Annotated in this window: 23 protein-coding genes, 1 pseudogene and 1 other annotated feature; of the genes and pseudogenes, 13 read left to right on the top strand and 11 right to left on the bottom strand. The window is 51.2% G+C overall.

Annotated elements, in window-relative coordinates:
• Positions 1-3 precede the first annotated feature (3 nt).
• Both hisG and hisL read right to left on the bottom strand, forming a co-directional pair.
• The gene (hisG, locus tag HA49_RS07080; protein WP_038021501.1) at positions 4-903 is read right to left on the bottom strand and encodes an ATP phosphoribosyltransferase; all 900 of its coding nucleotides are present in this window, start codon (positions 901-903) and stop codon (positions 4-6) included.
• A gap of 59 nt (positions 904-962) precedes the next feature.
• Positions 963-1,083, bottom strand: a sequence feature (His leader region).
• Positions 1,059-1,106 (bottom strand): his operon leader peptide, encoded by a 48-nt coding sequence (hisL, locus tag HA49_RS21430; protein WP_156994614.1) that lies wholly within the window; start codon positions 1,104-1,106, stop codon positions 1,059-1,061. (Overlaps the previous feature by 25 nt.)
• Before the next feature lie 196 nt (positions 1,107-1,302).
• Between hisL and HA49_RS07075 the strand changes: the two genes are divergently transcribed.
• Entirely contained in the window at positions 1,303-2,130 is an 828-nt protein-coding gene (locus HA49_RS07075; protein ID WP_038021498.1) for an SDR family oxidoreductase, read from the top strand.
• 387 nt (positions 2,131-2,517) lie between these two features.
• Positions 2,518-3,879, top strand: coding sequence for an APC family permease (locus HA49_RS07070; protein WP_038021496.1), 1,362 nt, complete (start codon positions 2,518-2,520; stop codon positions 3,877-3,879).
• Between the two features lie 67 nt (positions 3,880-3,946).
• Here HA49_RS07070 and sbcB read toward each other — a convergent pair whose 3' ends face one another.
• Positions 3,947-5,377: an exodeoxyribonuclease I gene (sbcB, locus tag HA49_RS07065; protein ID WP_038021494.1), complete on the bottom strand. Its 1,431-nt coding sequence runs from the start codon at positions 5,375-5,377 to the stop codon at positions 3,947-3,949.
• 150 nt (positions 5,378-5,527) lie between these two features.
• Here sbcB and HA49_RS21660 point away from each other — a divergent pair, with 150 nt between their 5' ends.
• The 5 genes from HA49_RS21660 (at position 5,528) to HA49_RS07050 (ending at position 9,201) form a co-directional block, all read left to right on the top strand.
• On the top strand, positions 5,528-5,683 hold the full coding sequence (locus tag HA49_RS21660; RefSeq protein ID WP_211259053.1) for a hypothetical protein: 156 nt from the start codon (positions 5,528-5,530) through the stop codon (positions 5,681-5,683).
• 30 nt (positions 5,684-5,713) lie between these two features.
• Complete coding sequence (locus HA49_RS21965) at positions 5,714-5,845, top strand: hypothetical protein (protein WP_281177694.1); 132 nt, start codon at positions 5,714-5,716, stop codon at positions 5,843-5,845.
• A gap of 347 nt (positions 5,846-6,192) precedes the next feature.
• Positions 6,193-7,359: a serine-type D-Ala-D-Ala carboxypeptidase DacD gene (dacD, locus tag HA49_RS07060; RefSeq protein ID WP_038021492.1), complete on the top strand. Its 1,167-nt coding sequence runs from the start codon at positions 6,193-6,195 to the stop codon at positions 7,357-7,359.
• Between the two features lie 290 nt (positions 7,360-7,649).
• Positions 7,650-8,708: an FUSC family protein gene (locus HA49_RS07055; RefSeq protein ID WP_038021490.1), complete on the top strand. Its 1,059-nt coding sequence runs from the start codon at positions 7,650-7,652 to the stop codon at positions 8,706-8,708.
• Between the two features lie 154 nt (positions 8,709-8,862).
• Positions 8,863-9,201, top strand: coding sequence for a DUF496 family protein (locus tag HA49_RS07050; RefSeq protein ID WP_038021488.1), 339 nt, complete (start codon positions 8,863-8,865; stop codon positions 9,199-9,201).
• A 50-nt stretch (positions 9,202-9,251) separates the two neighbouring features.
• On the opposite strand, the gene HA49_RS07045 is transcribed toward HA49_RS07050, so the two are convergent.
• Positions 9,252-10,178: a ketopantoate reductase family protein gene (locus HA49_RS07045; RefSeq protein ID WP_038021486.1), complete on the bottom strand. Its 927-nt coding sequence runs from the start codon at positions 10,176-10,178 to the stop codon at positions 9,252-9,254.
• A gap of 240 nt (positions 10,179-10,418) precedes the next feature.
• Between HA49_RS07045 and fetA the strand changes: the two genes are divergently transcribed.
• Both fetA and fetB read left to right on the top strand, forming a co-directional pair.
• A complete protein-coding gene (gene fetA / locus HA49_RS07040) occupies positions 10,419-11,090 on the top strand; it encodes an iron efflux ABC transporter ATP-binding subunit FetA (RefSeq protein WP_038021485.1) in 672 nt (223 codons plus the stop codon).
• Positions 11,077-11,850, top strand: coding sequence for an iron efflux ABC transporter permease subunit FetB (gene fetB / locus HA49_RS07035; protein WP_038021482.1), 774 nt, complete (start codon positions 11,077-11,079; stop codon positions 11,848-11,850). Before fetA ends, fetB begins: the two co-directional genes overlap by 14 nt.
• A 54-nt stretch (positions 11,851-11,904) precedes the next feature.
• On the opposite strand, the gene HA49_RS07030 is transcribed toward fetB, so the two are convergent.
• Positions 11,905-13,185: an OprD family outer membrane porin gene (locus HA49_RS07030; protein ID WP_038021480.1), complete on the bottom strand. Its 1,281-nt coding sequence runs from the start codon at positions 13,183-13,185 to the stop codon at positions 11,905-11,907.
• A gap of 330 nt (positions 13,186-13,515) precedes the next feature.
• Between HA49_RS07030 and HA49_RS07025 the strand changes: the two genes are divergently transcribed.
• On the top strand, positions 13,516-14,826 hold the full coding sequence (locus HA49_RS07025; RefSeq protein WP_038021478.1) for a DNA cytosine methyltransferase: 1,311 nt from the start codon (positions 13,516-13,518) through the stop codon (positions 14,824-14,826).
• Positions 14,827-14,857: 31 nt separating this feature from the next.
• Here the strand turns inward: HA49_RS07025 and HA49_RS07020 are convergent, their stop codons facing one another.
• From HA49_RS07020 to HA49_RS07005, 4 genes are all read right to left on the bottom strand, one after another.
• Complete coding sequence (locus HA49_RS07020; RefSeq protein ID WP_038021477.1) at positions 14,858-16,198, bottom strand: MFS transporter; 1,341 nt, start codon at positions 16,196-16,198, stop codon at positions 14,858-14,860.
• A 462-nt stretch (positions 16,199-16,660) separates the two neighbouring features.
• Positions 16,661-17,608: a glycoside hydrolase family 43 protein gene (locus HA49_RS07015; RefSeq protein ID WP_038021475.1), complete on the bottom strand. Its 948-nt coding sequence runs from the start codon at positions 17,606-17,608 to the stop codon at positions 16,661-16,663.
• Positions 17,609-17,625: 17 nt separating this feature from the next.
• The gene (locus HA49_RS07010; protein ID WP_038022637.1) at positions 17,626-19,065 is read right to left on the bottom strand and encodes a glycoside-pentoside-hexuronide (GPH):cation symporter; all 1,440 of its coding nucleotides are present in this window, start codon (positions 19,063-19,065) and stop codon (positions 17,626-17,628) included.
• Positions 19,066-19,614: 549 nt separating this feature from the next.
• Complete coding sequence (locus tag HA49_RS07005; protein WP_038021473.1) at positions 19,615-20,577, bottom strand: D-2-hydroxyacid dehydrogenase family protein; 963 nt, start codon at positions 20,575-20,577, stop codon at positions 19,615-19,617.
• A gap of 448 nt (positions 20,578-21,025) precedes the next feature.
• On the opposite strand from HA49_RS07005, the pseudogene HA49_RS07000 reads away from it, so the two are divergent.
• Positions 21,026-22,142: pseudogene (locus HA49_RS07000) on the top strand (YbfB/YjiJ family MFS transporter).
• A 28-nt stretch (positions 22,143-22,170) separates the two neighbouring features.
• On the opposite strand, the gene HA49_RS06995 reads toward HA49_RS07000, so the two are convergent.
• Entirely contained in the window at positions 22,171-23,040 is an 870-nt protein-coding gene (locus tag HA49_RS06995; protein ID WP_038021471.1) for a LysR family transcriptional regulator, read from the bottom strand.
• A gap of 90 nt (positions 23,041-23,130) precedes the next feature.
• Between HA49_RS06995 and HA49_RS06990 the strand changes: the two genes are divergently transcribed.
• The gene (locus HA49_RS06990; RefSeq protein ID WP_038021470.1) at positions 23,131-24,204 is read left to right on the top strand and encodes an NAD(P)H-dependent flavin oxidoreductase; all 1,074 of its coding nucleotides are present in this window, start codon (positions 23,131-23,133) and stop codon (positions 24,202-24,204) included.
• 1 nt (position 24,205) lies between these two features.
• Here the strand turns inward: HA49_RS06990 and HA49_RS06985 are convergent, their stop codons facing one another.
• Positions 24,206-24,955 carry an IclR family transcriptional regulator gene (locus tag HA49_RS06985; protein ID WP_038021468.1) on the bottom strand — a complete coding sequence of 250 codons (750 nt, stop codon included), beginning with the start codon at positions 24,953-24,955 and terminating at the stop codon, positions 24,206-24,208.
• A 153-nt stretch (positions 24,956-25,108) separates the two neighbouring features.
• Between HA49_RS06985 and HA49_RS06980 the strand changes: the two genes are divergently transcribed.
• Positions 25,109-26,248, top strand: coding sequence for an MFS transporter (locus HA49_RS06980; protein ID WP_038022634.1), 1,140 nt, complete (start codon positions 25,109-25,111; stop codon positions 26,246-26,248).
• The last annotated feature ends 7 nt before the right edge of the window (positions 26,249-26,255 follow it).

The following is a 26,255-nucleotide window of genomic DNA, read 5'->3' as shown; positions in this document are numbered from 1 at the left end:
CATTTACTCCATCATTTTTTCGATTGGCAGAACAAGGATTGAACTGGCGCCCAGCGATTTCAGTTTCTCCATGGTTTCCCAGAACAAAGTCTCACTGCTGACCATGTGCATGGCGACCCGGGCCTGATCACCGGCCAGAGGCAACAGGGTAGGACGTTCGGCTCCGGGTAATAAGCTGATGACTTCTTCCAGACGATCGGATGGCGCATGCAGCATGATGTATTTCGATTCGCGGGCTTTAATCACCCCCTGAATACGGGTCAGCAATTTATCGATCAGGTACTGTTTCTCCGCGGGCATTTCACCGTCGCGTTGGATTAATACTGCTTTGGAACGGTAAATGACGTCCACTTCACGCAGTCCGTTAGCTTCCAGGGTTGCTCCTGTAGAGACCAGATCGCAGATACCATCAGCCAGTCCGGCACGCGGGGCCACTTCCACTGAACCGTTCAGCAGGCAGGATTTAAAGGCGATATTTTTACTGTCGAAGTAGCGTTTCAGGAGGTGAGGATAAGAGGTGGCAACACGTTTGTTATTCAGACATTCCGGCCCCGTATATTCAGCATCGACCGGCATGGCCAGTGATAACCGACAGCCACCGAAATCCAGGCGGCGCAGCGTGGTATAACGCGGGTCTTCGCCCTGGGCCCGACGGGACAGCAGCTCTTCTTCCAGGACATTTTCACCAATAATCCCCAGGTCAACCACACCATCCATTACCAGGCCCGGGATATCATCATCACGTACCCGCAGGATATCAATCGGCATATTCTCGGCAAACGCAATCAGGCGCTGCTGTTGCAGGTTAATTTTAATACCACAACGGGTCAGCAGTTCGCGGGAGTCATCACTCAGGCGACCTGATTTTTGCATGGCAATGCGGATACGTTTGTTATCTAACATCTGTCCTGTCCTCTGTTTACTGTTCCTGCACGGAATTTATAATTGTTAAATTTCTGTCCATAAAAAAACCCCCGGAAGATCTCTTCCGGGGGTTTAATATTGCGTTCAAACCACTGGAAGATCTTTTCGTCTCCCAGCACACATCGCCTGAAAGACTAGTCAGGGTGATGGTGATGATGATGGTTAGATTGAACGCGAATCATAAATTTTTCCGACGATTAAAAGGGTCATTTGTCTGGCATTTAAGCTAACCAAAATAATGCAGACTGGCAACACTTTTTTATAATGATAAGCAGAATTGCTGGCAAAAATTTGTACTGGCCTGAAAACTGCCGGAGGAATACCATCGTTAAGCAGAGAGTTTGGCGTTCGACAGGATAATATTAAGGCGAAATCTGTATGAAAAAAGTAGCTATCGTGGGGCTGGGCTGGCTGGGCATGCCGCTGGCACGACAACTGGCAGGCCGGGGCTGGCAGGTGACCGGCACTAAAACCACCGCAGATGGAGTGCAGGCGGCCCGTGCTGTCGGCATTAATGCCTGCCTGCTGAAGCTGACCCCTGAACCGGAATGTGATGCCGATGATTTAGCCGACTTACTGGAGGCTGATGCGCTGGTAGTGACTTTGCCGGCCAGCCGGAGTGCTGAAAGCAGCGAGCAATATGTCTATGCCGTGCAGAATATTGTCGACAGTGCGCTGGCACACAAAGTGAAACAGGTCATATTTACCAGCTCGACATCCGTTTATGGTGATGCCAGTGGTGAGGTTGACGAAAACAGCCCGCTGCATCCTGTCACTCCTGCGGGTCAGTCTCTGGTCCGGCTTGAGCAGTGGCTGCACGATTTACCAGGCACTCAGGTGGATATTCTGCGTCTGGCGGGGTTAGTCGGACCAGCACGCCATCCCGGACGATTTCTGGCCGGCAGGCAGGGACTGACTAACGGACAGCACGGAGTGAATCTGGTGCACCTGGACGACGTAATTTCGGCGATAGTGTTACTGTTGGAACAGCCAGCGCAAGGTGGCACTTACAACCTGTGTGCTGCCGGGCATCCGCCACGCGACCAGTTCTATCCGCAGCTGGCACGGCAGGCAGGATGGCAGGCCCCGCAGTTTGATCCGCAGTTTTCTTCGACAGAAGGGAAAGTGGTGCTGGCAGAGCATATTTGCCGGCAAAGGGGTTTCCGTTACCGCTGGTCAGACCCGTTTCAGATGCCACTGGAATAGGCGTTGTCCGCAAAAATCCCAGGGAAATACGATAATTTCTTGTGTTAGCGGTCTGTTTTGGGCAAAATGCGCGTCTGCAAATTTGAAAATAACCGACGCCTTTCCTGGCATCGGTTATTTTTTTTGCATTAACGTTTTATGGCTTACTCCTTATGGGGCCGGATTTATTCCGGAGAGATATACACAAAAAAACACTCACCGAAGGTGAGTCTGAGGAAATATTGATGGGGTTGTTATCCACTTTACCAGTTGCCTCTGGTAGCCGCTTTCGTGACGATTACGGCGCGACATGCTTTGGCAAATCTGCTATTCACTTCACTTTTCGCCGCGCGCGGAAATTCCCTGTGGAGCAATCCGCACAGATTGTTACTGTAGGGGGTCACCATCATGCAAAATAATACTTCTCCAGCACCACAGCGTGCCAATCTTAAAAAAACTCTAACGCTGCTTCCGGTGGTTATGATTGGTCTGGCTTATATGCAGCCAATGACCTTGTTTGATACATTCGGGATTGTCTCGGGGCTGACCGGTGGTCATGTCGCGACGGCCTATGCCTTTGCCTTAATCGCAATTCTTTTCACCGCACTGAGCTATGGTAAGCTGGTTCGCCGCTTCCCGTCAGCGGGTTCGGCGTATACCTATGCTCAAAAATCCATTAGCCCTCATGTCGGGTTTATGGTCGGCTGGTCATCATTGCTGGACTATCTGTTCATGCCAATGATTAACATCCTGCTGGCAAAAAGCTATTTTGAATCACTGGTGCCGGGGATCCCTTCATGGATCTTTGTGGTATTACTGGTGGTGTTTATGACGGTGACCAACCTGAAAGGGATTAAAACCGTCGCTAACTTCAATAGCATCATTGTAATCCTGCAGATTGCGGTGATGGTGTTTATTGTCGGATTGGTCATCTATGGGGTCAGTCACGGGGTAGGTGCGGGTACGCTGGCGAGCAGCAAACCGTTCTGGTCTTCAGATGCTCAGGTGGTCCCGATGATTACCGGGGCGACGATATTGTGCTTCTCATTTCTCGGCTTCGACGGTATCAGTTCTCTGTCTGAAGAAACCAAAGATGCTGAACGTACTATCCCGAAAGCTATTTTCCTGACAGCGCTGATCGGTGGGTTACTGTTTATTGCAGTGTCTTACTTCCTGCAACTGTACTTCCCGGATATTTCGCGGTTTAAAGATCCTGACTCCTCGCAGCCGGAAATTATGCTGTATGTTGCCGGGAAAACGTTCCAGTTTGGTATTCTGATCTTCTCCTGTGTGACCGTACTGGCCTCAGGTATGGCTGCCCACGCTGGCGTATCACGTCTGATGTATGTGATGGGGCGCGACGGTGTCTTCCCGCAGCGTTTCTTTGGTTATATTTCGCCAAAATGGTCTACCCCGACACTGAACGTGTTGCTGGTAGGGGCGATTGCGTTGTTAGCGATTAACTTTGACCTGGTCACCGCCACTGCGCTGATTAACTTTGGTGCGCTGGTGGCGTTCACTTTTGTTAACCTGTCGGTGATTTCACAGTTCTGGATTCGCGAGAAACGTAATAAGACGCTGAAAGATCACTTCAGCTTCCTGATCCTGCCTTTGCTGGGGGCGATTACTGTCGGTGCGCTGTGGTTTAACCTGGAAGAGAGTTCGATGGTTCTGGGTCTGATCTGGGCGGCGATTGGTATTATCTATCTGGCCGTGGTCACCCGTAGTTTCCGCTTGCCGGTACCGCAGTACAGTGAAGACGGATTATAATCCACTTACTGTTCAAAGATAAAAACCCTGCCGGTGACTACCGGCAGGGTTTTTTTTCGTCTCTTTATCAACTCAGTAATGATTCAGCGTAGCGGTACAGCGATTTCAGCAGCGATTGCCTGCGTTCATCCTCCGGGTAGAGTGCCGACAGTTGTTGCAGCTCCTCAATATATTGCTCAACCCGGGGGGCGGAAAGCATTTCACGGCGATGTTCCAGCCAGCGTTGCTGCTCACTGTCATCGAGGGTGCCCGGAAAATTACGGGCGCGGTAGCGGAATAACAGGATGTTTATCCGCGGATCGTGATAGGTCAAATCCAGGGCTGGCAGATTGCGTGGTTCAGTAGTGCGGATAATATTCATCGCATGTTTATCCGCTTCACCGAAGAAGCCGTCATACAGCTGTGCATCCACATCTTCACTGGCAGGGAATTCGCGACGGGTGGCGAACACGGCAACCACTTTTTCGCGAACTTCGCTGTGACGGCGCAATAATGCAAGGTTATCCAGACAATGCTGGCGGTCAATCGCCAGTCGCTCTGCATCCTCCGGACGTAGTGTACTGGCAGGGGCCAGCACCGGACACTTATTGATATGCACCAGTTTTAAGGGTATTGCCGGCAATGAACCTCGCTGCTCACGGGTGCTGTACAACCGTTCGCGCAGTGTATCAGCGGTTTCATCCAGTAATGGACTGATATCACCGGCCAGATCTACGGTGATCAGCGCATTTTTGTTGTCCGGATGCCAGGCGAGCGGCACTATCCAGCTGGTATTTCCTCTGGCGGCACCAAACATTCCCGAGACATGAACCAGCGGTTTCATCTGTGGGATATCAATCAGTGTCTGGAGTTTGTTTTTATTGCGATGCCGGAACAGAAAGTCAAACAGCTTCGGCTGCTTTTCCCTGACCAGCCTGGCCATTGCAATGGTGGCATAGACATCCGACATGGCATCATGAGCTTGTTCATGGCTGACATTATTGGCGGCAGTCAGGTGTTCCAAACGGAAGGAGGGGAAACCTTCTTCGTTTTCCGGCCAGTTAATGCCCTCAGGACGCAGGGCATAACAGGCCCGCATCACATCCAGCAGGTCCCAGCGGGAGTTACCGTCCTGCCAGCTCCAGCCATAAGGGTCGTAGAAGTTGCGGTAAAAAATATTACGCGTGACTTCATCATCGAAACGGACATTATTGTAACCCACCACGCAGGTCGCGGGTTCAGAGAACAGGGTGTGGATGCGCCGTGCAAATTCGGCTTCGCTGACCCCCTGTGCCTGCGCGTGCTGTGGAGTAATTCCGGTGATCATGACCGCTTCCGGCTGTGGAAGATAATCGTCGGCTGGCCGGCAGTAAAAAACCTCGGGTTCACCAATAATATTGAATTCAGCATCAGTACGGATGCCGGCAAACTGAGCCGGACGGTCCAGTGCCGGATGCTTACCAAAGGTTTCATAATCATGAAAAAGGAAGGTAGGGGTTACTGCATCATTATTTTTCATCCAAAACCTTCCTGTTCTTTCCTGTTAATTTAATAAATATCAAAGTCTTATTGGCTTTATTGCTCAATGATAACCCTTTTTCTTCCCTGGCATTGTTCCATTATACAGTTTGCGCCATAGGATAAAACTTCAGTGACGCAGGGAGGCTGGGTGGTAAAGACCTTTAACGTCATGCGCTACCCTCAGGGAGGGAATTCACTCGCCAGCAGGGCCAGTAAGCCCGGGAAACGTTGCTCAATGTCAGAACGTCTTAATTGTGCAGCATGGCTGTTGCCCCGGTCCACCTGGCGTATCAGTCCGCAGTGACGCAGAATCTTAAAATGGTGGGTGAGGCGAGTGAAATTTATCTTTTATGAAGTCTGTGAGTCGGCCATGGCATTGGAACAACATTTACAACAGCCCTATATTCAGGCTTTTCTGGCGTCGCGGTTTGAGCGGCTGGCTGAAGATATGCAGGTGACATTTTGAAAATGGCCAGTGACTATCAGTGAGCAGTAAGCAGTAAGCGCTGAGCAGGGCGACGGTATCAGCACCGGGCCCTGTGCCCGGATGACTGTGAGAAAATGATTCATTTCCAGGGATAACATGACAAATCTCCTTGCCATAAATTTGTTCCCGTGGGGTACTGAATGCGGAAAATCTCCCAGCGGCAATCTGTGCCTGCAGTATAATGTTTTATAACCGACTGTTTTACAGCAGATCACGCCATTTGTCTTGTTACATTTACTCACAATTGAGAGATGCCAGCCGGGTAAAAATGCCGTAAAAAAGCGGCTAAAACCTGACGATCCACCCTATTTACTGAGGAATTTAGTTTGAAAAGGCGTCTGCTTATTACTTTACCGGGTATGATTTTACTGACATCAACGGCCTTTGCCGATGACACCCTGCCTTTTTCCACGACGCCGCCAACGCTTGATGCCGCTTCCTGGGTGTTAATGGACGCAACAACCGGACAGGTTTTGACTTCCAACAACCCGGATGAGCGCCGTAATCCGGCCAGTCTGACTAAACTGGTCACCGGCTATGTGGTGGATCGCGCTATTAACCAGAAACGAATTACTCCCGATGATATCGTCACCGTCGGGCAGGATGCCTGGGGAGCAGGTAACCCGGTATTTAAGGGTTCTTCACTGATGTTTCTGAAACCTGGCGACAAAATCTCAGTACGCGATTTGAGCCGTGGAGTTATCGTTGATTCAGGGAATGATGCCTGTGTCGCTCTGGCGGATTATGTTGCCGGAGGTCAGCAGAACTTTGTTAAGCTGATGAATCAGGTGGTTGCGGATCTGCATCTGAAAAATACCCATTTTGAGACGGTACACGGGCTGGATGCACCGGGACAGTACAGTACCGCCCGGGATCTGGGGATTGTCGCGATGGCGATTATCCACGGAGAACCTGAGTTCTATCATATGTACAGTCAGAAGACGATGACATGGAATGGAATTACCCAGAATAACCGTGTGGGTCTGCTGTGGGATAACAGCCTGCATGTGGATGGTATGAAAACTGGTCATACCGAGACCGCCGGGTTTAATATTATTGCCACCAATATTATTGGTCAGCATCGCCTGATTGCCGTCGTGATGGGGGCGAAAAGTCCAAAAGATCGTGAAGATTGTGCCAGAAAATTGCTGATCTGGGGACAGAATAATTTTGATACGGTCCAGCTGTTCCACGCGGGCAAAGCCATTGGCACTGAAAATGTCTGGTACGGTAATCCGCACTCAGTCAATGTCGGTTCAGCCAAAGACGTCTATTTATCTCTGCCACGTGGTGAAATCAGCCAGGTGAAAGCGAAGTATGTTATCGATAAAAAGGAGCTGGATGCGCCGTTAGCTGCCGATGAGCAGGTTGGGGAAATCCAGGTGATGGACAAAGATAAGCAGATTGCCAGCTATCCTCTGGTGGCTCTGCAGGAAGTGAAACAGGGTGGCATCGTCACACGTATCACCGACTATATTAAGAAAAAACTGTAACCGTTCTGTATATCAACGGCCCGTACAAAAACGGGCCGTTAACAAAGCGTCGGGGAGGGGGGAAAACTCAGTAAGCTACTTCCGGTAAGCCCGTGGCGAACCACATCGCCCCATTCTTCGGGGGCATCGATGGCAGGTCCTATGCCAGCGTCTTTGATTATCACTGTTGTTCTGCATAACCTGTGACCCGGTAAATCCCTTAATAACCCGTATTACTGTGGTGATTTGCCACAGATCTTTTGCCACGAATATGTAAAAATACGCCTTCAGTTAATGACCGGAAACTCAGAGTGCGTCCCGACAAGCCGATATCCAAACCCGAATTTTGGTTGTACCGCCATTACAAGACCGTTCATGGTCTTCGTATTGCCATCTCTTTTGTACTCACTTTTTTACTGGTCAGGTTATTTCAGCTTCCTGAAGGAAGCTGGCCATTAATTACCCTGGTGGTGGTGATGGGCCCCGTGTCATCCTGGGGGACGGTATTTCCGCGTGCAGTGCAGCGTATTATCGGCACCATTGCCGGTTCAGTCTCCGGGTTAATTGCCCTTAAAATTGAACTGGTTTCTCTGCCGGCGATGTTGGTGTGGTGTGCCATAGTGATGTTTGTCTGTGGTTATCTGACACTGGGTAAACGACCCTATATGGCACTGTTGATTGGCATTACCCTGGGGGTCGTAGTGGGGGCGCCGGCGGGCGATTTCCTGACGGCATTATGGCGTGGTGGCGACGTGATTTTTGGGTCTATCCTGGCGGTAATCTTTACCGGTATCTGGGCCCAACGGGCCTACACATTCTGGCGTATCAGATTGTCAGATGCCCTGATAGCGTCACTGAAGATCTACCACACCGGGTTGTCTCCCAATTTGCTGGAAAAGCCGCGGCTGAATAAACCGATTCAGAAGTTACTGACTGAGGTTGTTAAAATGCGTTCGCTGCTGGAACCGGCCAATAAAGAGACCCGGATCCCTAAGTCAGTGTATGAAGCCATACAGACCCTTCAGCGTAATATGGTCTATACCCTGGAAATGCAAATCAATGCGTGGTGGGCCTCCCGCGAAAGTCATCTGTTATTGCTGAATGCCCCGACGATACGGAGGACGCAGGCGCTGACCGAAAATCTGTTCCGGACGCTTTCTGAGATGCTGGTCAGTGGTATTCCGGAGAACGTTGCTGCCACTGCGGCGGAACTGGAAGAAGTTGACCGGGAACTGAAATCACTGCTTTCCAAAGCGGAACATGCGAATGCCGAGGCGGCGCAGGTGTATGGCTATGTGTGGCTGAGCCTCGAACTACACGGTCAGCTGGTCAGAATGAATGATCTTATCCGCATGGTGCTGAGAAAGTAATCGACAGTCTGAATGTGAATTGCAGTTGCTTTGCGCTAAGATAAAGCACTGAAAAGTTTTAGAAGTCACAGTAAAGCAGCAGAGACTTCATCTGAACCGATGGATTCTGAAACTCACACGCCTGCCAGAACGGGCGTCAAACTAAGGTGTTATCATGGAAAATGCCAAACAGTCATTCCAGGACGTACTTGAATTCGTACGCATGTTTCGCCGTAAAAATAAGTTACAACGTGAGATTACGGATAATGAGAAGAAAGTCCGTGACAACCAGAAGCGTGTACTGCTGCTGGACAACCTGAGTGAATACATAAAGCCGGGCATGAGTATTGAGGCAATTCAGGAAATTATTGCCAGTATGCGTAGTGACTATGAAGATCGTGTCGACGAGTACATTATTAAAAACGCAGACCTTTCAAAAGAACGTCGGGAAATCTCGAAAAAACTTAAACTGCTGGGTGAACAGAAATCACCGTCAGTGGACGAAAAGAAATAAACCGACAGTTCAGAATCAGCCCGGCACCCTGACCGGGCTTTTTTATATCCTCAGACAGTGGACTGGCGCTGAATCTGATAAACCTGCAGATTCACCCAGACTGCATTCAACAGTGGCACAGGAACAGAGTGCGCTTGCGCACGTTCCACCAGGTCGCCGATGATCTGGTCTGCTTCAATCTGAAATCCCTGATGTAAATCGCGATACATCGACGAAGTCATCGGTGTGGCTGGGTTACTGAGGGTTTGCAGCGTAGTGGCAATGACCGCCGGACGCTGCTGATAGCCGCAGGCAGTGACCACCGCCAGTACTTCACTAAATATTGTGTTCAGCAGTGTGTCGCCACCAGCAGACTGCAACACCTGTTGGGTATTGCCGCGGGACAGACAGGTGACTGCGCCCAGAGTGCTCAGCAGCAGCCATTTTTCCCATAAATCGTTCTGTACAGATAACGATAACTTGTTATCAAACCCGCAGTCGGTAAATACCTGATTAATCTCCTGGATTCTTGCTGAATCACTGCCGTCCAGTTCGCCGAAGACAAGCTGGCTGAGCGCAGACATTTGCAACACTTCGCCTTCATCATTCAGCGTTGAGTGAATTTTACACAGCCCACCAATCACCTTATCTTCACCAAACGTCTGACGCAGTGTGGTGAGGTGCTTCATACCGTTAAGAATTGGCAGTATGACGGTATTTTCACCGACTGCAGGGGTAATGTCACGGATAGCCCCTGGCAGACCAAAACTCTTGACGGTCAGAATAATCAGATCATAAGGGGCGGTAATTTTATCTGCGACGACAATCTGTGGTCGGAGGGAAAAAGTACCGGAATGTGCATGAACGACCAGCCCTTTTTCCCTGAGTTTTTCTGCGCGTTTCTCACGTACCAGAAAAGTCACATCACGGCCATGGCGCGCCAGACTCGCGCCATAAAACCCGCCGGTAGAGCCAGCGCCAACAACCAAAATCCTCATTACCCGTCTCCCATCCCATCATAATTAAGGCTACTACCTTAAAAGGCTGCGGACGGAAACACCAGTCACTATAGTTAAAAAATTATGACAAATTGGGCTTGCTGGCGCCCTGGTGGCAGGGGGAGTGGCAGAAAAGCCTGTCGACAGCAGATTGTTGCCCTGCAGGGTGAAAAAAGCCATTTATCCCAGGCAGGAAACCTCGTTAAGATAGGGGGAATATTCGGGAACACAGGAAAAATCATGGACAAGACGTCACCACTGCTGGAATTAAGCAATATCTGTTTCCACGCGGGCAATACCCTCATACTTAACGACATTTCACTGTCTCTCCGGGCAGGGGAATTTACCCTGATTACCGGACCTTCCGGATGCGGAAAAAGTACCTTACTGAAAATCGCTTCTTCTCTGATTTCAGCCGACAGCGGAACTATTCGCTTCGATGGTAAATCTATCGACAGTTATTCCCCGGAAGAGTACCGGCGTCAGGTTTCTTATTGCGCGCAGACACCGGCATTGTTTGGTGAAACGGTCAGGGATAATCTGAGCTTTCCGTGGCAGTTGCGGCAGAAAAAAGCCGATCCACAACAACTTAAGCAGGATCTCCAACGGTTAGCACTGCCGGAAAGCCTGTTGTCTAAACCCGTGACTGAACTCTCCGGCGGTGAAAAACAACGGGTATCATTGCTGCGTAATCTGCAGTTTTTACCCAGGGTCCTGTTGCTGGATGAAATTACCAGCGCACTCGATGACAGTAATAAGCGCCGGGTGAATGATTTGATTCAGCAGTATGTCAGAGAGCAAAATCTTGGGGTGTTATGGGTTACCCATGACCGCAATGAAATCAGCCATGCGGATAATGTCATTACCCTGACCGCCAGCCAGCCCCGGGAAACCGCTCATGAACCAGCATAATATTACTAACAGCTCCCTGCTCATGTCCCTTGGACTGGTGCTGCTGGCCATCCTCATCAGCCACCGGGAAAAATTGTCGTTAGAAAAAGACATCCTGTGGAGCATCAGCCGGGCAGTTGTACAGTTAGTCATCGTCGGCTATGTGCTCAAATACATCTTTGATGTGAATAATGTCTTACTGACCATACTGATGGTGTTGTTCATCTGCGTTAATGCGGCGCTGAATGCCAAAAAACGCAGCAAATATATCGACCGTGCATTTGTGATGTCGTTTGTGGCCATCACCAGCGGGGCGGTGCTGACGCTGATTGTGCTGGTGGGCACCGGGTCTATCGAGTTTTTACCGATGCAGGTGATTCCAATCTCCGGCATGATAGCCGGCAACGGTATGATTGCGGTAGGGCTGTGTTATAACAATCTGGGACAGCGTTTTAGTGCTCATCAGCAACAGGTTCAGGAGATGTTGAGCCTGGGCGCAACACCGAAACAGGCTTCGGCACAGTTGCTGCGTGACAGCATTCGTTCATCACTGATTCCGACCGTGGATTCGGCGAAAACGGTCGGGCTGGTCAGTCTGCCGGGGATGATGTCTGGTCTGATTTTTGCGGGAATTGATCCGGTAAAAGCGATCAAGTATCAGATCATGGTGACCTTTATGACGCTGTCCACCGCCAGTATTTCGACCATTATTGCCGGATATCTGGCATGTCGCCGGTTTTATAATGAGCGGCACCAGTTAGTGATTAAAAACGCGAAGTAATCTTCTCGCCGGCAGAACACCAGGTTCTGCCGGCAACAGACTGTCCTGTTCAGATTACAGAATCGAATAATGCCAGCTAAGCAGTAAAATATTCTGGTCCTGACTGTGGGTACCGCTGATATTGCTGCGATAAGTCACATTCTTCCAACTGACCGTCATATCTTTGCTGATGGATTTTGGTAAACGGTAGCTTAAGCCCAGGGTTCGTACCCACTCGTTCTGATAACCGGTTTTGGTGCTGACCATGGCGTGATAACCGTAGACATAACTGCTGTTAAAGCTTAATCCCCGTGCGCCAAACCGGCTTAAATCCAGGTGGTAACGTATAACCCAGGCACGTTCATGTGCGGTTTTAAACTTTGACAAGGGGGATTCACTAATCAGCCCGGTACTGCCGCCGGTAGTATCTGTCGAAACGCCATCAATACTTTGACCCGGGTCGAGGTAAGGGAAACCTCCTGAGCCGGTAAGTTGCTGGTATCCGGCTCCCAGGCTGTTACCGGCAATCTGATAGGTCAGCATTCCACCCAGGGCATTGTTATCGGCGTTTCCGCCATAGCGCTCCCCCTCATTCCGGCTGAGAAAATAGCGGGTATCCGTAGTCAGTATCCCCTGACCGAGTGGAGTTGAGGCTACCGCTCCAAAGAAATGCTGCTGATAGAAATTATTCAGTCGCGCATAGTAATAACTGAGTGCCAGAGCATTGACCGGAGTATAGCGGCCCCCGGCATAGGAGAAACCGGATGAACTGCCGGTCGCTTTACCTGTGGATTTCAATGGCTGATAGTGGGTCTGATTACGCCCCTGAACCCTGTCGATAAAACCGGCATCGAGGGTCAGGTGACTGATATCTTCTGAATGCAGGGTGTAGCCACGATAAAATGCCGGAAATAAACGTCCTGTATTGGTCCGGATTACCGGCAGATTGAGTTGCTGAAAGCCTGCTCTGGCCAGGGTGTGGTGAATTTTGGCTTTAGCGGCAAAGCGTGCACTGCCAAAGGTCGCAGGGGCACTACCATCAGTGTGTTGCGGAAACAAGCCGGTGTTAATGTTATTGCCAGTGGGGCCATACATTTTGGTCCCCAGCATACCGACGGCATCAACCCCAAACCCGAGTGCTCCGGGGGTGAAGCCAGATTTTCCGGTCACAATAAGTCCTTCACCCAGTTGTTTACCCACCGCCTGGCGGGTGTGTGAGGTTCGATTGTCATTGTTGTAATACATGGTACGACTGTCGAGCGTCAGATGACCATCGCTTACCAGGTCGGCCAATGCAGATAATGGTAATGCACTGAGGAAAAATGTCAGGAGCGGGGTGAGTTTGGTTTGAGTCATAACAATATAATCTGCTGAAAAACCAGACGGATAATTCGTCCAGGGAATAACTATGCAGTATTTTCCGGTTCAGCGAGGGGAAACCTTCAATAAATAACAGTAATGATAATTATTACTATTGTTATTAAATATAACCTCAACAATGGTCAGTTATCAGCGTTTTTTGATTACGATTGTTGAACTGTCGGGCTAATTAACGATGGAACGGCAGCGTCATCCGGGGCGACAACGGCGACGTGGAGAGTTAAAAACTACTGCTGAATATCTCATTGCCTGCTCACCGGGCCGGTGGTAGTCTTCCAGGACTAAAACCGGATAAGTCACTCTACTATGCCCCTTATATCAAATCCGTCGCCGCAAGAGATTACCAGGATCAGAGAAAGTCTGGGTCTGGGACGCAGCGAATTTGCCAATGTACTCGGTATGTCAGCCAGCGGCGAACGCACGGTTCGTGGCTGGGAATCGGGCGAACACGTTCCGTCTGCCGGAAAGTGGAAGGCGATACAACATCTTGAAGCCAGACTGAAAAAACATCATCTGGAAGCCCCCTTCCGTCAGGGGCCTAAACAACAAAGCCGGTTCACTTTTATCGATCTGTTTGCTGGCGTGGGGGGGATTCGTCTGCCATTCCAGCGGCTGGGGGGGCACTGCGTGTTTACCTCCGAGTGGGATAAATTTGCTCAGAAAACCTACCTGGCAAATTATGGTGAAATGCCGGTGGGCGATATCACGCGGGTCAATGCCCGGGATATTGCTGATCATGATGTCTTGCTGGGCGGCTTTCCCTGCCAGGCATTCTCCCTGGCGGGTCTCCGCCAGGGGTTCAGTGATACCCGTGGGACCATGTTTTTTGAAATACAGCGCATTCTGGCTGAAAAACGACCCAAGGCTTTTCTGCTGGAAAATGTAAAACAACTCCAGGGCCATGATAAAGGCCGCACGCTGAAAACCATTATTGGAATCCTGGAGGGCACGCATGGCGGGGCTATTCCTGAAGACGTTCCGATGAGTGATGAGGCGCGCAGGGCGCTGTCTGGCAAACTGAACTACTGGGTCGATTTTAAAGTGCTACGCGCCGGAGATTTTGGCGCACCGCAAAACCGGGAGCGGGTCTATATTATCGGTTTTGATAAAGATTATTTCTCCGGAGTGGATTTTGACCAACTGTTCCGCTGGCCGGAAGCTCCCTGCACGCCGACCCGGGTCGGAGATATTTTGCTGACACCGGAAGAACTGGCTCAACAAATTGCGGCCAGGGGGAAAGATGCCTACACGCTGTCCGATAAATTGTGGATCGGTCATCAGAAACGACTGGCCTCTCATAAACAGCGTGGTAATGGTTTCGGCTATTCTTTATTTAACGCTGACAGTGAGTACACCAATACCCTGAGTGCCCGTTACTATAAAGACGGTTCTGAAATCCTGATCGATCAGAGTCATGCAGGGAAAAATCCCCGCAAACTCACTCCGGTGGAATGTGCGCGGCTACAGGGTTTCCCGGACAATTTTATTGTGGATGCGGTATCGCACGGGCAAATCTATAAGCAGTTTGGCAATTCAGTGTGCATGAAAGTGATTGAGGCTCTGGCGGGACAACTGACCGAAACCCTGCATAAAGCAGAACAACTTCGCCTTCGTTAATTGCGGGCGACAACCTGCCGCCCGGCAACCGTTAGTCTGTGGCGGGCAGGTTTTTCCCTTTATGTGTCAGCCGGGATAACGTGGTAGCAGAGGTCAGACGTTTTTCAGGTTGCAGCATCAGCATGGCAATCATACTGCAAAGCGCCACTCCGGCGGTTACGCTAAACATCGAGTTGTAGCCATAATTTTGTGCCATCCAGCCGGACAGAATCGGTGATATGATCGATGCGATATTCGCAATAGCCAGCGTCATTCCGCTGTAGGTACCGACTGTCGCTTTCGGTGTCACATCAATCACTACTGACCAGTAGACATTATTCACCATGGCATTGAGTGCATTGCCGGCGGTCATCAGGGCGATCACACTGGCGGGAGAGTGTACCCAGGGGATAGCCATAAAACAGCCGGCGGTCAGTAACAGCGCGGTGGCGGCAAACAGGTTACGTGCAAGACGAAGGTTGCCAAAACGGCGCAGCAGGGTATCTGAAATTCTTCCTCCTAACAGTACGGTAAAACAGGCGCCACTCCATGGGATCATGGCGACGTACCACAGGGAGTGCAGGTCGTAATGGAAATTGTCCTGTAAATATTTGGGTAACCAACTGGCCAGCGTAAAAGTGATATACAGGAAGCTAAAATATCCCAGCGCATTGCAGACCAGAGTCCGGTGGGTAAAAAATTTCCACCATGGCAGCGGTTTTTCTCCGGAGACTTCGGCTTTCTGACCGTTGGCAATCAATGCCAGCTCCTGTGAATTCACCCGGGGATGTAATTGCGGGGTATCGGTAAAGGTGCGGGCAAATAACAGCATCGCCAGCAATGAAAAAATTCCCAGTACGATAAACATAATGCGCCAGTCATGGGTTAACAGCAGCAAACCGACGGCGACCGGGGCGGTGAGTAATGCCCCAACCTGAGTACTGACCAGCCCAATACTTAAAGCAAAACCGCGTTCATTATCCGGAGCCCAACCGGCAATGGTTTTGTTCATCAGGGCATAGGCAGGGCCTTCAGAGAAGCCGAACAGGATACGTAATGCCGCAAATCCGAGAATAGCGGACCCGCCAAACATGGCGACTCCCAGCTCGCCGGCCCAGGCGGTCCCAATTTCCAGCACAGACCAGGCCACTCCGGCCCATAACCAAATTTTGCGGGTACCGTACCGGTCAGCAAGATAACCGCCACACAATGAGCCAAACAGATATCCAAAACCGAAATACCCCAGGACCGCGCCCAGTTGTACTTTGTCCAGATGGTATTCCTGGGCGATAGCATTGGCTGAGAAAGAGAGTGCTCCACGGTCAATATAGTTAATCAGCGCTATCAGGAACAGGAGAGAAAAAACGTAGTAACGGACAGATGTTGCTTTCATAAGTTGGCTCCCTGGCTTTATCACCTGTCAGATCAAGCAAAAATGGTGCCACTCATTATTATGAGGGTGATAATTACCCGGGAAACTATGAGGGTGCAAGACTCAGAGATAGCGTGACCTGTCAGGTATCACTATGTTATTTAATTATTTTGTATTATGTGACAGGGTCACAAATGATCGATGGTAAGGACGGTGAAATTGATTATGCTTCCTGCTTAAGAATGACTTCGTCCTATAACACCGGCACCTGTGTTGAAGCTTTCAACGGGGGCGGAGCAGACTTAAACGATGAAATGACTGGTCGGGGAGTAAGATTTTTCCTTTACTTTCAGTAGACTGAATTATCAGATGATGACTTGCATAACGATGCTCCTTCAGAGTGCGTCCGGGCCTCAGAGCCAATATTATCACGGGGAATCACCACGGATTGCCGGGCAGTTTTCTCCCGGCAATCCGTGGTGATTAGTGATTATCTGCCGGAGGCGTGCCAAATACCGGCATCCCCCGGTGGTCCCACTCCAGTCTCTTTAGCCGGGTGTGGCGGTTGGGGTCATATAACGGATCACCTTCAATTTCTGTATAATTTCTGGCGTGATAGACCAGAACTGTTTCTCCGGATTCAGTTTCGGTAAAACTGTTATGGCCCGGACCATACTGCTTATTGGCCTGGCTGGTGGTGAACACTGGCTGAGGTGATTTGTGCCAGTTGCTCAACTGTAATGGTTCCGCATCCAAAGCTATCCATAGCAGCCCCAGACAATAATTCTGGTCAGTCGCACTGGCGGAATAACTGACAAACAAGCGATCACCGTGTTTAATCACCGCCGGCCCTTCGTTCACCAGAAAACCTCTGCATTCCCAGTCATATTCCGGGCGTGACAACATCAGCGGAGTACCGCAGAGCGTCCAGGGGTTTTCCATTTCAGACAAATACAGGTTTGAATTTCCGGCGATGTCCGGAGCTTTTTGTGCCCACAGATACCACTGTTTACCCTGATGATGGAAGGTAGTGGCATCGAGGGCAAAAGTATCATACCGGGTCATTACCTGACCTTTTTCGACCCAATCACCAGTCAGCGGGTCCTCTCCCTGGCATTCCAGCACAAACATACGATGCTGGAACATATTATCGCTTAGCTCCCGGGTCGGGGCCGCGGCAAAATAGAGATACCATTTACCGTTGATCAGGTGGAGTTCAGGGGCCCAGATAAGCTCACTCATCGGTCCATGGTCGGGTTTACGCCATACCACTACTGCCGGAGCCGACGGCAAACCTTCCAGCGTGGTTGCCTTACGTATCTCGAGCCGGTCATATTCAGGCACCGAGGCCACAAAGTAGTAGTACTGCTGGTGGCGGAGAATAAAAGGGTCCGCGCGTTGTTCTATAAACGGATTTGGCCAGTTCTGCATGTCGGCTCCTGTTAATGTCATGACAGCATTTGCGGCCGGACGGTACTGACTGTCTGGCGCTCACGTTGTTCCGCTTTTACCTGACGATATAGATCAGCAATACCGGAATAATTTCTTCTCCTTTTTTCCAGGTCTGACTGGATTTGCTTCATCAGGCTGCGGTCAACCTTCAGTAATCTGACGACTCCTGCGGTCAGCAGATACCCGAAGGCAGGGATCAAAGTAAACAACATGACAATACCCGACAGTGCCTGGGGGGACTGGGTGGCCGCGCTGGCGTTATATCCATAATGTGACAGCAGAAAGGCGACCAGTGCCCCGGCAATTGCCAGACCGCATTTAAGAAAGAAAATATTGCCCGAAAAGCTAATTCCGGTCAGTCGTTTACCGGTTTTCCATTCGCCATAATCATCCACGTCCGCCATCAGGGACCAGTGCAGAGGAGACGGAATTTGGTGCAGGATATTCAGTAAAAAATAGAGGCAGGTTACCAGCACCACCGCCTGCGGGTTAACAAACCAGAACCCGGCCGAAAACAGTGCCAGCACGATATTGGTCCAGAAAAAGACTTTCAGTTTGCACCAGCGATCAGTCAGTGGTCTTGCCAGCATACTGCCGATCATCATGCCGGCCACCCCAAGACTAATAAAGAAGGTGGCAAATCCGGCACTTTGCTGCATTACCCGGGTCACGTAATACATTACCGCAGCCATACGGATGAATCCCGGGCAGACATTACATAACGTCAGTGCCAACATTCTTATCCACTGGTCATTCCTCCAGATATCCCGCAGATCCTTACGCCAGGCATCATGTGAAGGTACTGCCGCATGGATACGCTCCTTTACGTTGAAGAAGCAGAAGAAAAACAGGCACATGCCAATCAGCGACAACACGACCATCGCTGACTGGTAGCCTCTGGCCTTATTGCCGTTACCAAACCATTCGGTCATGGGTAACAGTGACAGGGTCAGCAACAAGGTGGCTACACCAACCATTACGAACCGCCAGGACTGACAAGCCACGCGCTCGACCGGATCATTGGTGATGACGCCGCCCAGTGAGCAGTACGGGATATTTACCATGGTATAGGTCATCGACATTAGGGCATAAGTGACAAAGGCATAGATGACTTTGGCCTGATAACTCCAGTCCGGCGTGGTAAACATCAGAATACTGGCGATCGCAAAGGGAACCGCTCCCCACAATAACCAGGGCCTGAAACGGCCCCAGCTGGAAACTGTCCGGTCAGCAATCACTCCCATTATCGGGTCAGCCACTGCATCGAGTATTCGCACTGACAGCAATAATATTCCTACCATCGCCGGTGATAAGCCGAAAACATCGGTATAAAAGAAACTGACAAACAACATAATCGTGCCAAAAATAATGTTACATCCCGCATCTCCGGAGGCGTAACCTATTTTTTCACGCAAAGAGAGTGCTGACGTTGACATGGGGTTCATCCTTTTCCTGGCCATCCCCGACAAAAGTTTGTGGCTGTGAGCAGTCTGCCAGTCAGGGAAAACGGCAGATATGCAGCCGTGAACCGGTCACCGGCCAACAGTCCGGTGTAAGATTCAAACCGATGATTAACCATACCCTTAGGTGCAGGCAGCTAATCTGGAAGTTATCGCTTAGTCTATGGACAAAACAGCTACGCCTGTCAGGGATGTGAAGAGGATCAACTTTCCTGACCGCCGTCAGTCAGGGGGCTGGTCCTTTCGGGCAGAGAGACAAACACCGAAGGGTAATCCCGGGATATGGAAAAAATCTCAGCGGTTTAACACTATCTACGGACCCTGAAGTGGATGATGCGACTCTGGTCAGTAAAGCACTGAGCCAGGCGGACATGCTGTAGCTGATAAAACTTTCTGAAAAAAACGATTATCAGTGACGGTGACCAACACGTCGATAGCTCATTCCCGCCTGATTCTTAACTTTCACCGGCAGGGCCAGAGTCGTCGGGCAAGATCGTAAACGCCCGCTGCCATGGGAATTCTGAATTATCCAAGTACCCTGACAGGTTTCCCGTCGAGCCATCCTCGGATATTTTCAATCGCCTGACCGAAGTAGGTCTGATAATTCGTATCGCTGACATAGCCCAGATGCGGAGTGGCCAGCAGATTTCGGGTGTGACGGTAAGAAGAGTCTGCGGGCAGAGGTTCCTGTTCAAAAACATCAATCGCAGCTCCGGCGATATCACCGTTCTCCAGTGCCTTGATGAGTGCACCTTCAGCGATCAGTTCCGCGCGGGAGGTATTGATTAACAGCGCAGTTTTTTTCATCTGTTGCAAATCGGAATAACTTATGATGCCGTGACTACGTGGTGAACTGACCAGATGCAGTGTGATAACGTCCGCCAGCTGTAAAATTTGCTTTTTGGAAGACACAAAAGTGACCCCCTGTTGTTGGGTCTGTGCTTCGGTGAGGTTACTGCTCCAGGCGTACACTTCCATGCCAAATGCCTGCGCATAACGGGCAACGATTTTCCCGGTTTTCCCCAACCCGATAATGCCAATTTTTTTTCCCTGCAGAGTCATTCCCAGGCTGCTTTGCCAGGGGCCATTTGTCGCTAACGCCGATGATTCACTACAAATCTGCCGTGAAAGGGCCAGTAATAATCCCCAGGCCAGTTCAGCAGGAGGCACACTGCTGCTTTCGGTGCCACACACGGTGATCCCCAGCTCAGTCGCGGCCGCAATATCGATGGCCGCATTCCTCATCCCGCTGGTCACTATCAGTTTTAACGACGGAAGCTGGCTGAGCAGTTGTCGGGTGATGGCGGTACGCTCGCGCATCACCACCAGAATGTTCGTTTCTTTCAGCAACCCGACCAGTTGTTCAGGGCTGCTGACCGGTGAATGGAGAGTATGGAGGCTGATACTGTCCGGCAACTGCGACCAGTCGGCCATCTTCTTAGCCACGGTCTGATAATCATCAAGGATAAAACATTTATACGGTTGCATAGCCTGACCTTCCTGTGAATGTATAAACCTCGGAATTCCTGTCAGCGAAGCAAAATCGGTATCCGGTCATTGAGTTTAATAATCGCAGTTAATTCCCCGGGGCCTCCCTTAAATCAACCTGGTCACCCGGGGAATATCTTCTGTAAATGGCACCTGACGCAGCAAGGTTATGGGTTTGTTACTTCAGAATTAAATTATAAGTCGCAAGTCAGGTATTTTCACTCCGACAGCCGGTTGTACAGAGTTCGTTTCTACACCGCTTAGTCAGAACCGCGGGGAAAAACGCCACATGGCGGGCCAGGTACACGGTTATTTATCTTGTTATATCTCACTTTGAGATATATATTCACTTTTTGTTCTCATTAAAAGAATTGATCGGGGTAACAGATACACTTTTGGAGGCCGTGTGGGTTTGGTAAACAATTATCCGTCAGAGGCAAAAGCCAGAATGATGGCGTTGGCAGGCGCTGTAATACTGGTTACAGGCATGGGGTATGGGCGTTTCGCCTTTACCGGAATAATGCCATTAATGATTCAGGAACATTTGATGACGCTGAGCCAGGGAAATCTGGCCGCCGCAGCGAACTATGCCGGATATCTTGCAGGGGCATTATTACTGGCGAAAGCCCGGCCTGGCGATGCCCGGCTGCTGTGCTGCTTCGCGGTGATTACCACATTGTTATGCCTGTTCGCTCTTGCGTTAAGCCATAATGGTATGCAGGTGATTGTAGTGCGCGGAATTGCCGGCCTGGTCAGCGCGGTCAGCCTGATTGCTGCCTCGTTATGGTTGTTACAACACCACAAACACAGTGGTGGGGCGCCTTTGCTGTATGCCGGAGTTGGCGTGGGTATTTTTCTGTCGGCAGAAGTGATCGCAGTTGCAAAACAACTGCAACTGACATCACCGGCCATCTGGGTCATCTGCGGTATCAGCGCGGCTATACGTTTTTTTGCTGGTGTTGCGCTGGTTGAACCTTCCGGCAGACAGCCTGAGGTTTACGGCCGAACCTACACTAAGTCATGTCGCACCACGCCCTCAAGCCCGCAGTGCTGCCTACCGGTTGTTACTAATCTATGCTCTGTCCGGCTTCGGTTACATCATTACCGCCACCTATCTGCCGCTGTTTCTTTCCGGCTCACCGGTCGACCCGATTCAGGTCTGGGCATTGTTCGGTCTGGCGGCGATACCTTCCTGCTTTATCTGGCATAAATGGATGGTGGTAAAAGGGGCTCGTCATGCACTGATTGCCAATCTGCTAGTGCAGGCGGTGGGTGTCGTGCTTCCGGCGTTTAGCCACTCACTCTGGCTATGTCTGGTCAGTGCATTGCTGACCGGGTTTACCTTTATGGGCACGGTGACAATAGCTCTGCCTGAGGCAAGACGGCTCGCTCATCTGGTGAGTTTTAACATGATATCAGCCATGACGGCGCTGTATGGCTTGGGCCAGATTGCCGGCCCGATGGTGGCCGGAGAACTTTACCAGCTCAGTGGTTCATTTAGTCCGTCGTTGTTAAGTGCGACCGCCGCACTGTTAGTGGCTGTGCTGCTTGCAGTCATCAGATAACAGTGACAGAAGAGGATGACAGGGTGTTTTAGTCAGCCACTTCCCTGGCCAGCAGAGCCCCCAGATTTTGAACAGCCAGAGAGATGGAGTGGTCCCGCCAGATAAACTGAGTGACAGCGATACCGGCGGGAATGATGGTGAGTTCGCGGGCCGGCTGTAGCAATCCGAATACGCTGGCTGGCAGCAGGCAGCAATAGCCACCACCGGCCACACTGGACAGCATACTATGATAAGAGCTGACTTCACTGATAGCTGGCAGTGGACCGCCGGATGTCTGAGCCTGCAAGGCCTGTACAGCGATCCGACGGTAGCTACAACCCTCGGCAAATGCCGCCAGTGGCAGGGGCTCCTGACAGTCCGGCTGGTATCCCGCAGGGTAAACCATCAACAGGTCTTCGCTAAACAGTGAGCGGAAGTTCAGTCCTGCAGGGCATTCAGTCTGCTGCTGCCGGTCTACCGGCAGTGAAACCAGGGCACAGTCCAGCTCTCTGGAAAGTACCGCCTCGGTTAGTTGACGGGTAGGCAGAGTGACCAGTTGCAAATGCACTTCGGGAAAGGCCCGGCTAAAGTCTGATAATGGCTGATTCAGCCGGCTGGCGACGGTCGACTCCATACTGCCCAGCCGTAAAACTCCTGAGGGGTGTTGTGGGTGCAGGGCTTGTCGTGCTTCATCGGCCAGGGTGAGTAATTGCCGGCAGTAGCTTAGGAATGTCTCACCTTCAGGGGAAAGTTGCAGTTTTTTGTTATCACGCAGGAATAGCTGCACATCCAGCTCCTGCTCAAGTTGCTGAATGCGGGTGGTAATATTTGACTGAACTCTGCCAAGACGTTTCGCGGCTTTAATAATGCTTAACTCTTCAGCCACCACCGTAAAGATTTTTAGTGACGTATGATTCATTTTTGATTCCCGAAACAGAAACAGAATTGCTTTTTACAGCTCATAAAGAGATTTTATGGTGTAGTGCGATGAGATGACAAGCAGGTGATAATGAAAAGTTTATTAGCTGACAGACTGGGACTGGGTTTCCCTTTGATTCAGGCGCCAATGGCCGGCGTTTCCACACCAGCACTGGCAGCGGCGGTGAGTAATGCCGGGGCCCTGGGTTCGGTGAGTATCGGGGCAGTCGGCCCTGAGCAGGCAGAGAAAATGATCAGCACTACCCTGGCGCAGACCCGCCAGGCCGTCAACGTTAATCTGTTTTGTCATGCGGTGGCGGTACGCAATCTGGCACTTGAAGCCGAATGGTTGCAGCGTTTCCAGCCTTTATTCAACCAGTTTGGCGTGTCACTGCCTGATGAGCTCACTGAAATTTATACCAGTTTTTTGCAACAGGAAAAGATGGTGGATATTTTGCTCGCACAGGCTCCGGCGGCGGTCAGTTTCCATTTCGGGCTACCGGAAGCCCGGGTGATTGAAAAGTTTCGGCAGCAAGGGATTGTGACGCTGGCTACGGTGACCAGTGTGGAGGAAGCGCTGATAGCGCAGGCAGCAGGGGTTGAATTCCTGATTGCTCAGGGGATTGAAGCAGGCGGTCACCGGGGAATATTTGATATGAATACCCACGACCAGATGCTGACCACCCGCCAGCTGATATTGCAACTGAAAAAGTCGGTCCGGTTACCACTGATTGCCGCCGGAGGCATTATGCACGGTGCCGGCATTCAGGAAATGTTAAATGCCGGAGCAGATGCGGTACAGATGGGAACGGCCTTCGTACTCTGTCCGGAATCATCGGCAGACGCCGCCTATCGTCAGGCGTTAAAGCAGGAGACGGCGGGCAATACAGTACTGACCCGCGCGGTGTCCGGACGACCGGCCCGTTCACTCAATACGCTGTTTTGCAGGTTAACGGCGGATATTCAACCGCAGCAAATCCCTGACTATCCGCTGACCTATTCACTGAATAAAGCGCTGGCTGCGGCAGCCGCCAGTCAGGGGGAAGTTGGTTTTTCGGCGCAATGGGCAGGGGAAGGGGCGTGGCAGGCCAGAGAGATGTCTGCCGCATCACTGGTAGCAACGCTCATCAAAGAAGCCGGGCAGGCGGGGTATTCCGCCACCTGAGTCAGGGAGCCAGTACCAACTCGATTTCTGCTTTACACTGCTTTATGGCAGAGAGCAGCTCAGGCAGGTTTGGCATAAACCTGCCGGTCGGAACCGCCAGTGAAAGCGCATATTGTTCATTCAGCCCGGTGTTCAACACCATGCCAAGTCCACAAACCCCTTCTGCATGTTCTTCGTTATCCAGCGCATATTGTCTGTCACGGCATAGCCGGATGTCCTGCAACACTGCTTCGGGTGTTTTCAGCGTTTGCCTGGTTCTCTGTTCCGGCGGATTACCGGCCAGCGAGAGGATCTTTTCATCAGGCAGCAGAGATAACAGAGCTTTGCCATGCGCGGTGCAGTGGCTCGGGAATGCAGTACCCACCGGGGATACCACCCGTAGCTCACGGTCTGAGGTTATCTGACTGACGGAGATCGCATGGGTTCCACGGAAGATGCTCAGATCGACGGTTTCCCGGGTACGGCGGTTAAGTGTTTCCATTGCAGGCCGGGCCAGTGGAACAATATCGGTATGGGCTGCGGCCGCCAGCCTGGCCAGCGCCGGCCCCAGCCGCACCTCCCCCTGGCGAAAACTCAGTAACTGCTGTGATTCCAGAGAACTGACCAGCCGGTGCACGGTAGTTCGCGGAAGTCCGGTCTTTTTTGCCAGCAGTGCAATCGTCATGCCGCCGGATTCTGTCTCCAGCACATTGAAAATTGTGGCCGCCCGGGCGATGACCTGCGAACCGTTATTTTCAGGGATATCGGGCATAGACGGGGATTCCTCGTATAAATTTTGCCGACTATAGCATAGTTTGTCCGGTGACCGCCCGGGCGGCTTGTCTTGACAGCCGTCCGGCATATCAGGATGATGACCATATATCGGACATTAAATCTCATTATGTGGACAATGCTGCGAACGTCAATGCAAACATCAATGCTCACTGCCACTGGCGGTTTTACCTTGTTGGCTGTTGCCTCGCTGACCATCATGGTCGGCTGTATACTGGTGCCTGGTTTGCCTGAAATTGCAGCAGCCCTCGGAATTCCCCATGCTGCGGGCTGGCTGATCACTCTGCCGTCACTGGGGGTGGTGCTTGGCGGCCCCCTGGCAGGAAAAGTAATCGACCGATGGGGCGCGCGTACCGCTCTGCAGTCTGGGTTGTTTATTTACGGCTTGTCAGGAATCGCCGGGATGTTGTGTTACGGTCTGCCGGCAGTGATTATCGACAGGCTGATTCTGGGCGGAGCAACTGCGGTCGTTATGTCTTCAGGCACCGCATTGCTGGCGCTGTTCTACCACGGTCAGGCCAGGCTATCCATGATCGCCCGTCAGGGTATGGCCATTGAGTTTGGCGGGGTGATTTTCTTGTTTATCAGTGGATTGCTGGCTGTTCAGAATTGGCGCTGGCCGTTTTTTCTCTATCTGCTGAGCTGGATCATGCTGGCGATGGTCAGATCCCTGATTCCGGTTACTGTCGAAGTGGCCTCCTCTGAATTGACAGGAAAGAGTGCCCCGGGATCGGCAACACCTTCACTCAGCGGGGTACTGTTTGCGGCGCTAATGTCGATGATTTGCTTTTTTACCGCAGTGATTGTGATTCCCAAACAGTTTTATCAGGCAGGCATTGGCAGCAGTGATACCGGATATTTTCTGTCGATGGTGTCTCTGGTGGCGGTGGCCGCGGCGGCCATGATGCCTGCGGTGGTTAAAAAAATATCCGAACCGGCAACACTCTGGCTGGCATTTCTCTGTTATGCGGCAGCCTTTGCACTGTTTGCGCTGGCGGCTAACCTGAGCGAACTTATCCTGGCCGGGGTGCTGCTGGGAAGCGGATTTGGATTCTCCGTGCCATTGGTGAACCATATGACGGTTAGCCGCAGCGATCAGGGCAATCGTGGCCGGAGGCTGGCCAGTCTGTCGATGGCACTGTTCAGTGGTCAGTTCCTCGCGTCGTTTATGACCATGCTGCCGGGTGACAGCAGCTTAATCTTCGCGGTGACCAGTGTTTTCAGTGTTGTGGTGGCGGTATTTCTGGTGTTAATCAAAAAAACGTTGGTGTAACCCTGTT

It is taken from the genome of Tatumella morbirosei (genome assembly GCF_000757425.2).
Taxonomy (GTDB): Bacteria; Pseudomonadota; Gammaproteobacteria; order Enterobacterales; family Enterobacteriaceae; genus Tatumella; species Tatumella morbirosei.
This window is presented reverse-complemented; position numbering and strand designations above follow the sequence as displayed.

What these genes read in the sequence shown, in the direction of transcription:
- HA49_RS06990 (WP_038021470.1), top strand. Translation starts at nt 23,131, where the DNA reads ATGAAAAGTTTATTAGCTGACAGACTGGGACTGGGTTTCCCTTTGATT.
- sbcB (WP_038021494.1), bottom strand. Translation starts at nt 5,377, where the DNA reads ATGAAAAATAATGATGCAGTAACCCCTACCTTCCTTTTTCATGATTAT.
- HA49_RS07010 (WP_038022637.1), bottom strand. Translation starts at nt 19,065, where the DNA reads ATGTCAACGTCAGCACTCTCTTTGCGTGAAAAAATAGGTTACGCCTCC.
- HA49_RS07050 (WP_038021488.1), top strand. Translation starts at nt 8,863, where the DNA reads ATGGAAAATGCCAAACAGTCATTCCAGGACGTACTTGAATTCGTACGC.
- HA49_RS07005 (WP_038021473.1), bottom strand. Translation starts at nt 20,577, where the DNA reads ATGCAACCGTATAAATGTTTTATCCTTGATGATTATCAGACCGTGGCT.
- HA49_RS07025 (WP_038021478.1), top strand. Translation starts at nt 13,516, where the DNA reads ATGCCCCTTATATCAAATCCGTCGCCGCAAGAGATTACCAGGATCAGA.
- HA49_RS07045 (WP_038021486.1), bottom strand. Translation starts at nt 10,178, where the DNA reads ATGAGGATTTTGGTTGTTGGCGCTGGCTCTACCGGCGGGTTTTATGGC.
- fetA (WP_038021485.1), top strand. Translation starts at nt 10,419, where the DNA reads ATGGACAAGACGTCACCACTGCTGGAATTAAGCAATATCTGTTTCCAC.
- HA49_RS07075 (WP_038021498.1), top strand. Translation starts at nt 1,303, where the DNA reads ATGAAAAAAGTAGCTATCGTGGGGCTGGGCTGGCTGGGCATGCCGCTG.
- HA49_RS07015 (WP_038021475.1), bottom strand. Translation starts at nt 17,608, where the DNA reads ATGCAGAACTGGCCAAATCCGTTTATAGAACAACGCGCGGACCCTTTT.
- hisG (WP_038021501.1), bottom strand. Translation starts at nt 903, where the DNA reads ATGTTAGATAACAAACGTATCCGCATTGCCATGCAAAAATCAGGTCGC.
- HA49_RS07020 (WP_038021477.1), bottom strand. Translation starts at nt 16,198, where the DNA reads ATGAAAGCAACATCTGTCCGTTACTACGTTTTTTCTCTCCTGTTCCTG.
- HA49_RS06995 (WP_038021471.1), bottom strand. Translation starts at nt 23,040, where the DNA reads ATGAATCATACGTCACTAAAAATCTTTACGGTGGTGGCTGAAGAGTTA.
- fetB (WP_038021482.1), top strand. Translation starts at nt 11,077, where the DNA reads ATGAACCAGCATAATATTACTAACAGCTCCCTGCTCATGTCCCTTGGA.
- HA49_RS06985 (WP_038021468.1), bottom strand. Translation starts at nt 24,955, where the DNA reads ATGCCCGATATCCCTGAAAATAACGGTTCGCAGGTCATCGCCCGGGCG.
- HA49_RS07070 (WP_038021496.1), top strand. Translation starts at nt 2,518, where the DNA reads ATGCAAAATAATACTTCTCCAGCACCACAGCGTGCCAATCTTAAAAAA.
- HA49_RS06980 (WP_038022634.1), top strand. Translation starts at nt 25,109, where the DNA reads ATGCAAACATCAATGCTCACTGCCACTGGCGGTTTTACCTTGTTGGCT.
- HA49_RS07030 (WP_038021480.1), bottom strand. Translation starts at nt 13,185, where the DNA reads ATGACTCAAACCAAACTCACCCCGCTCCTGACATTTTTCCTCAGTGCA.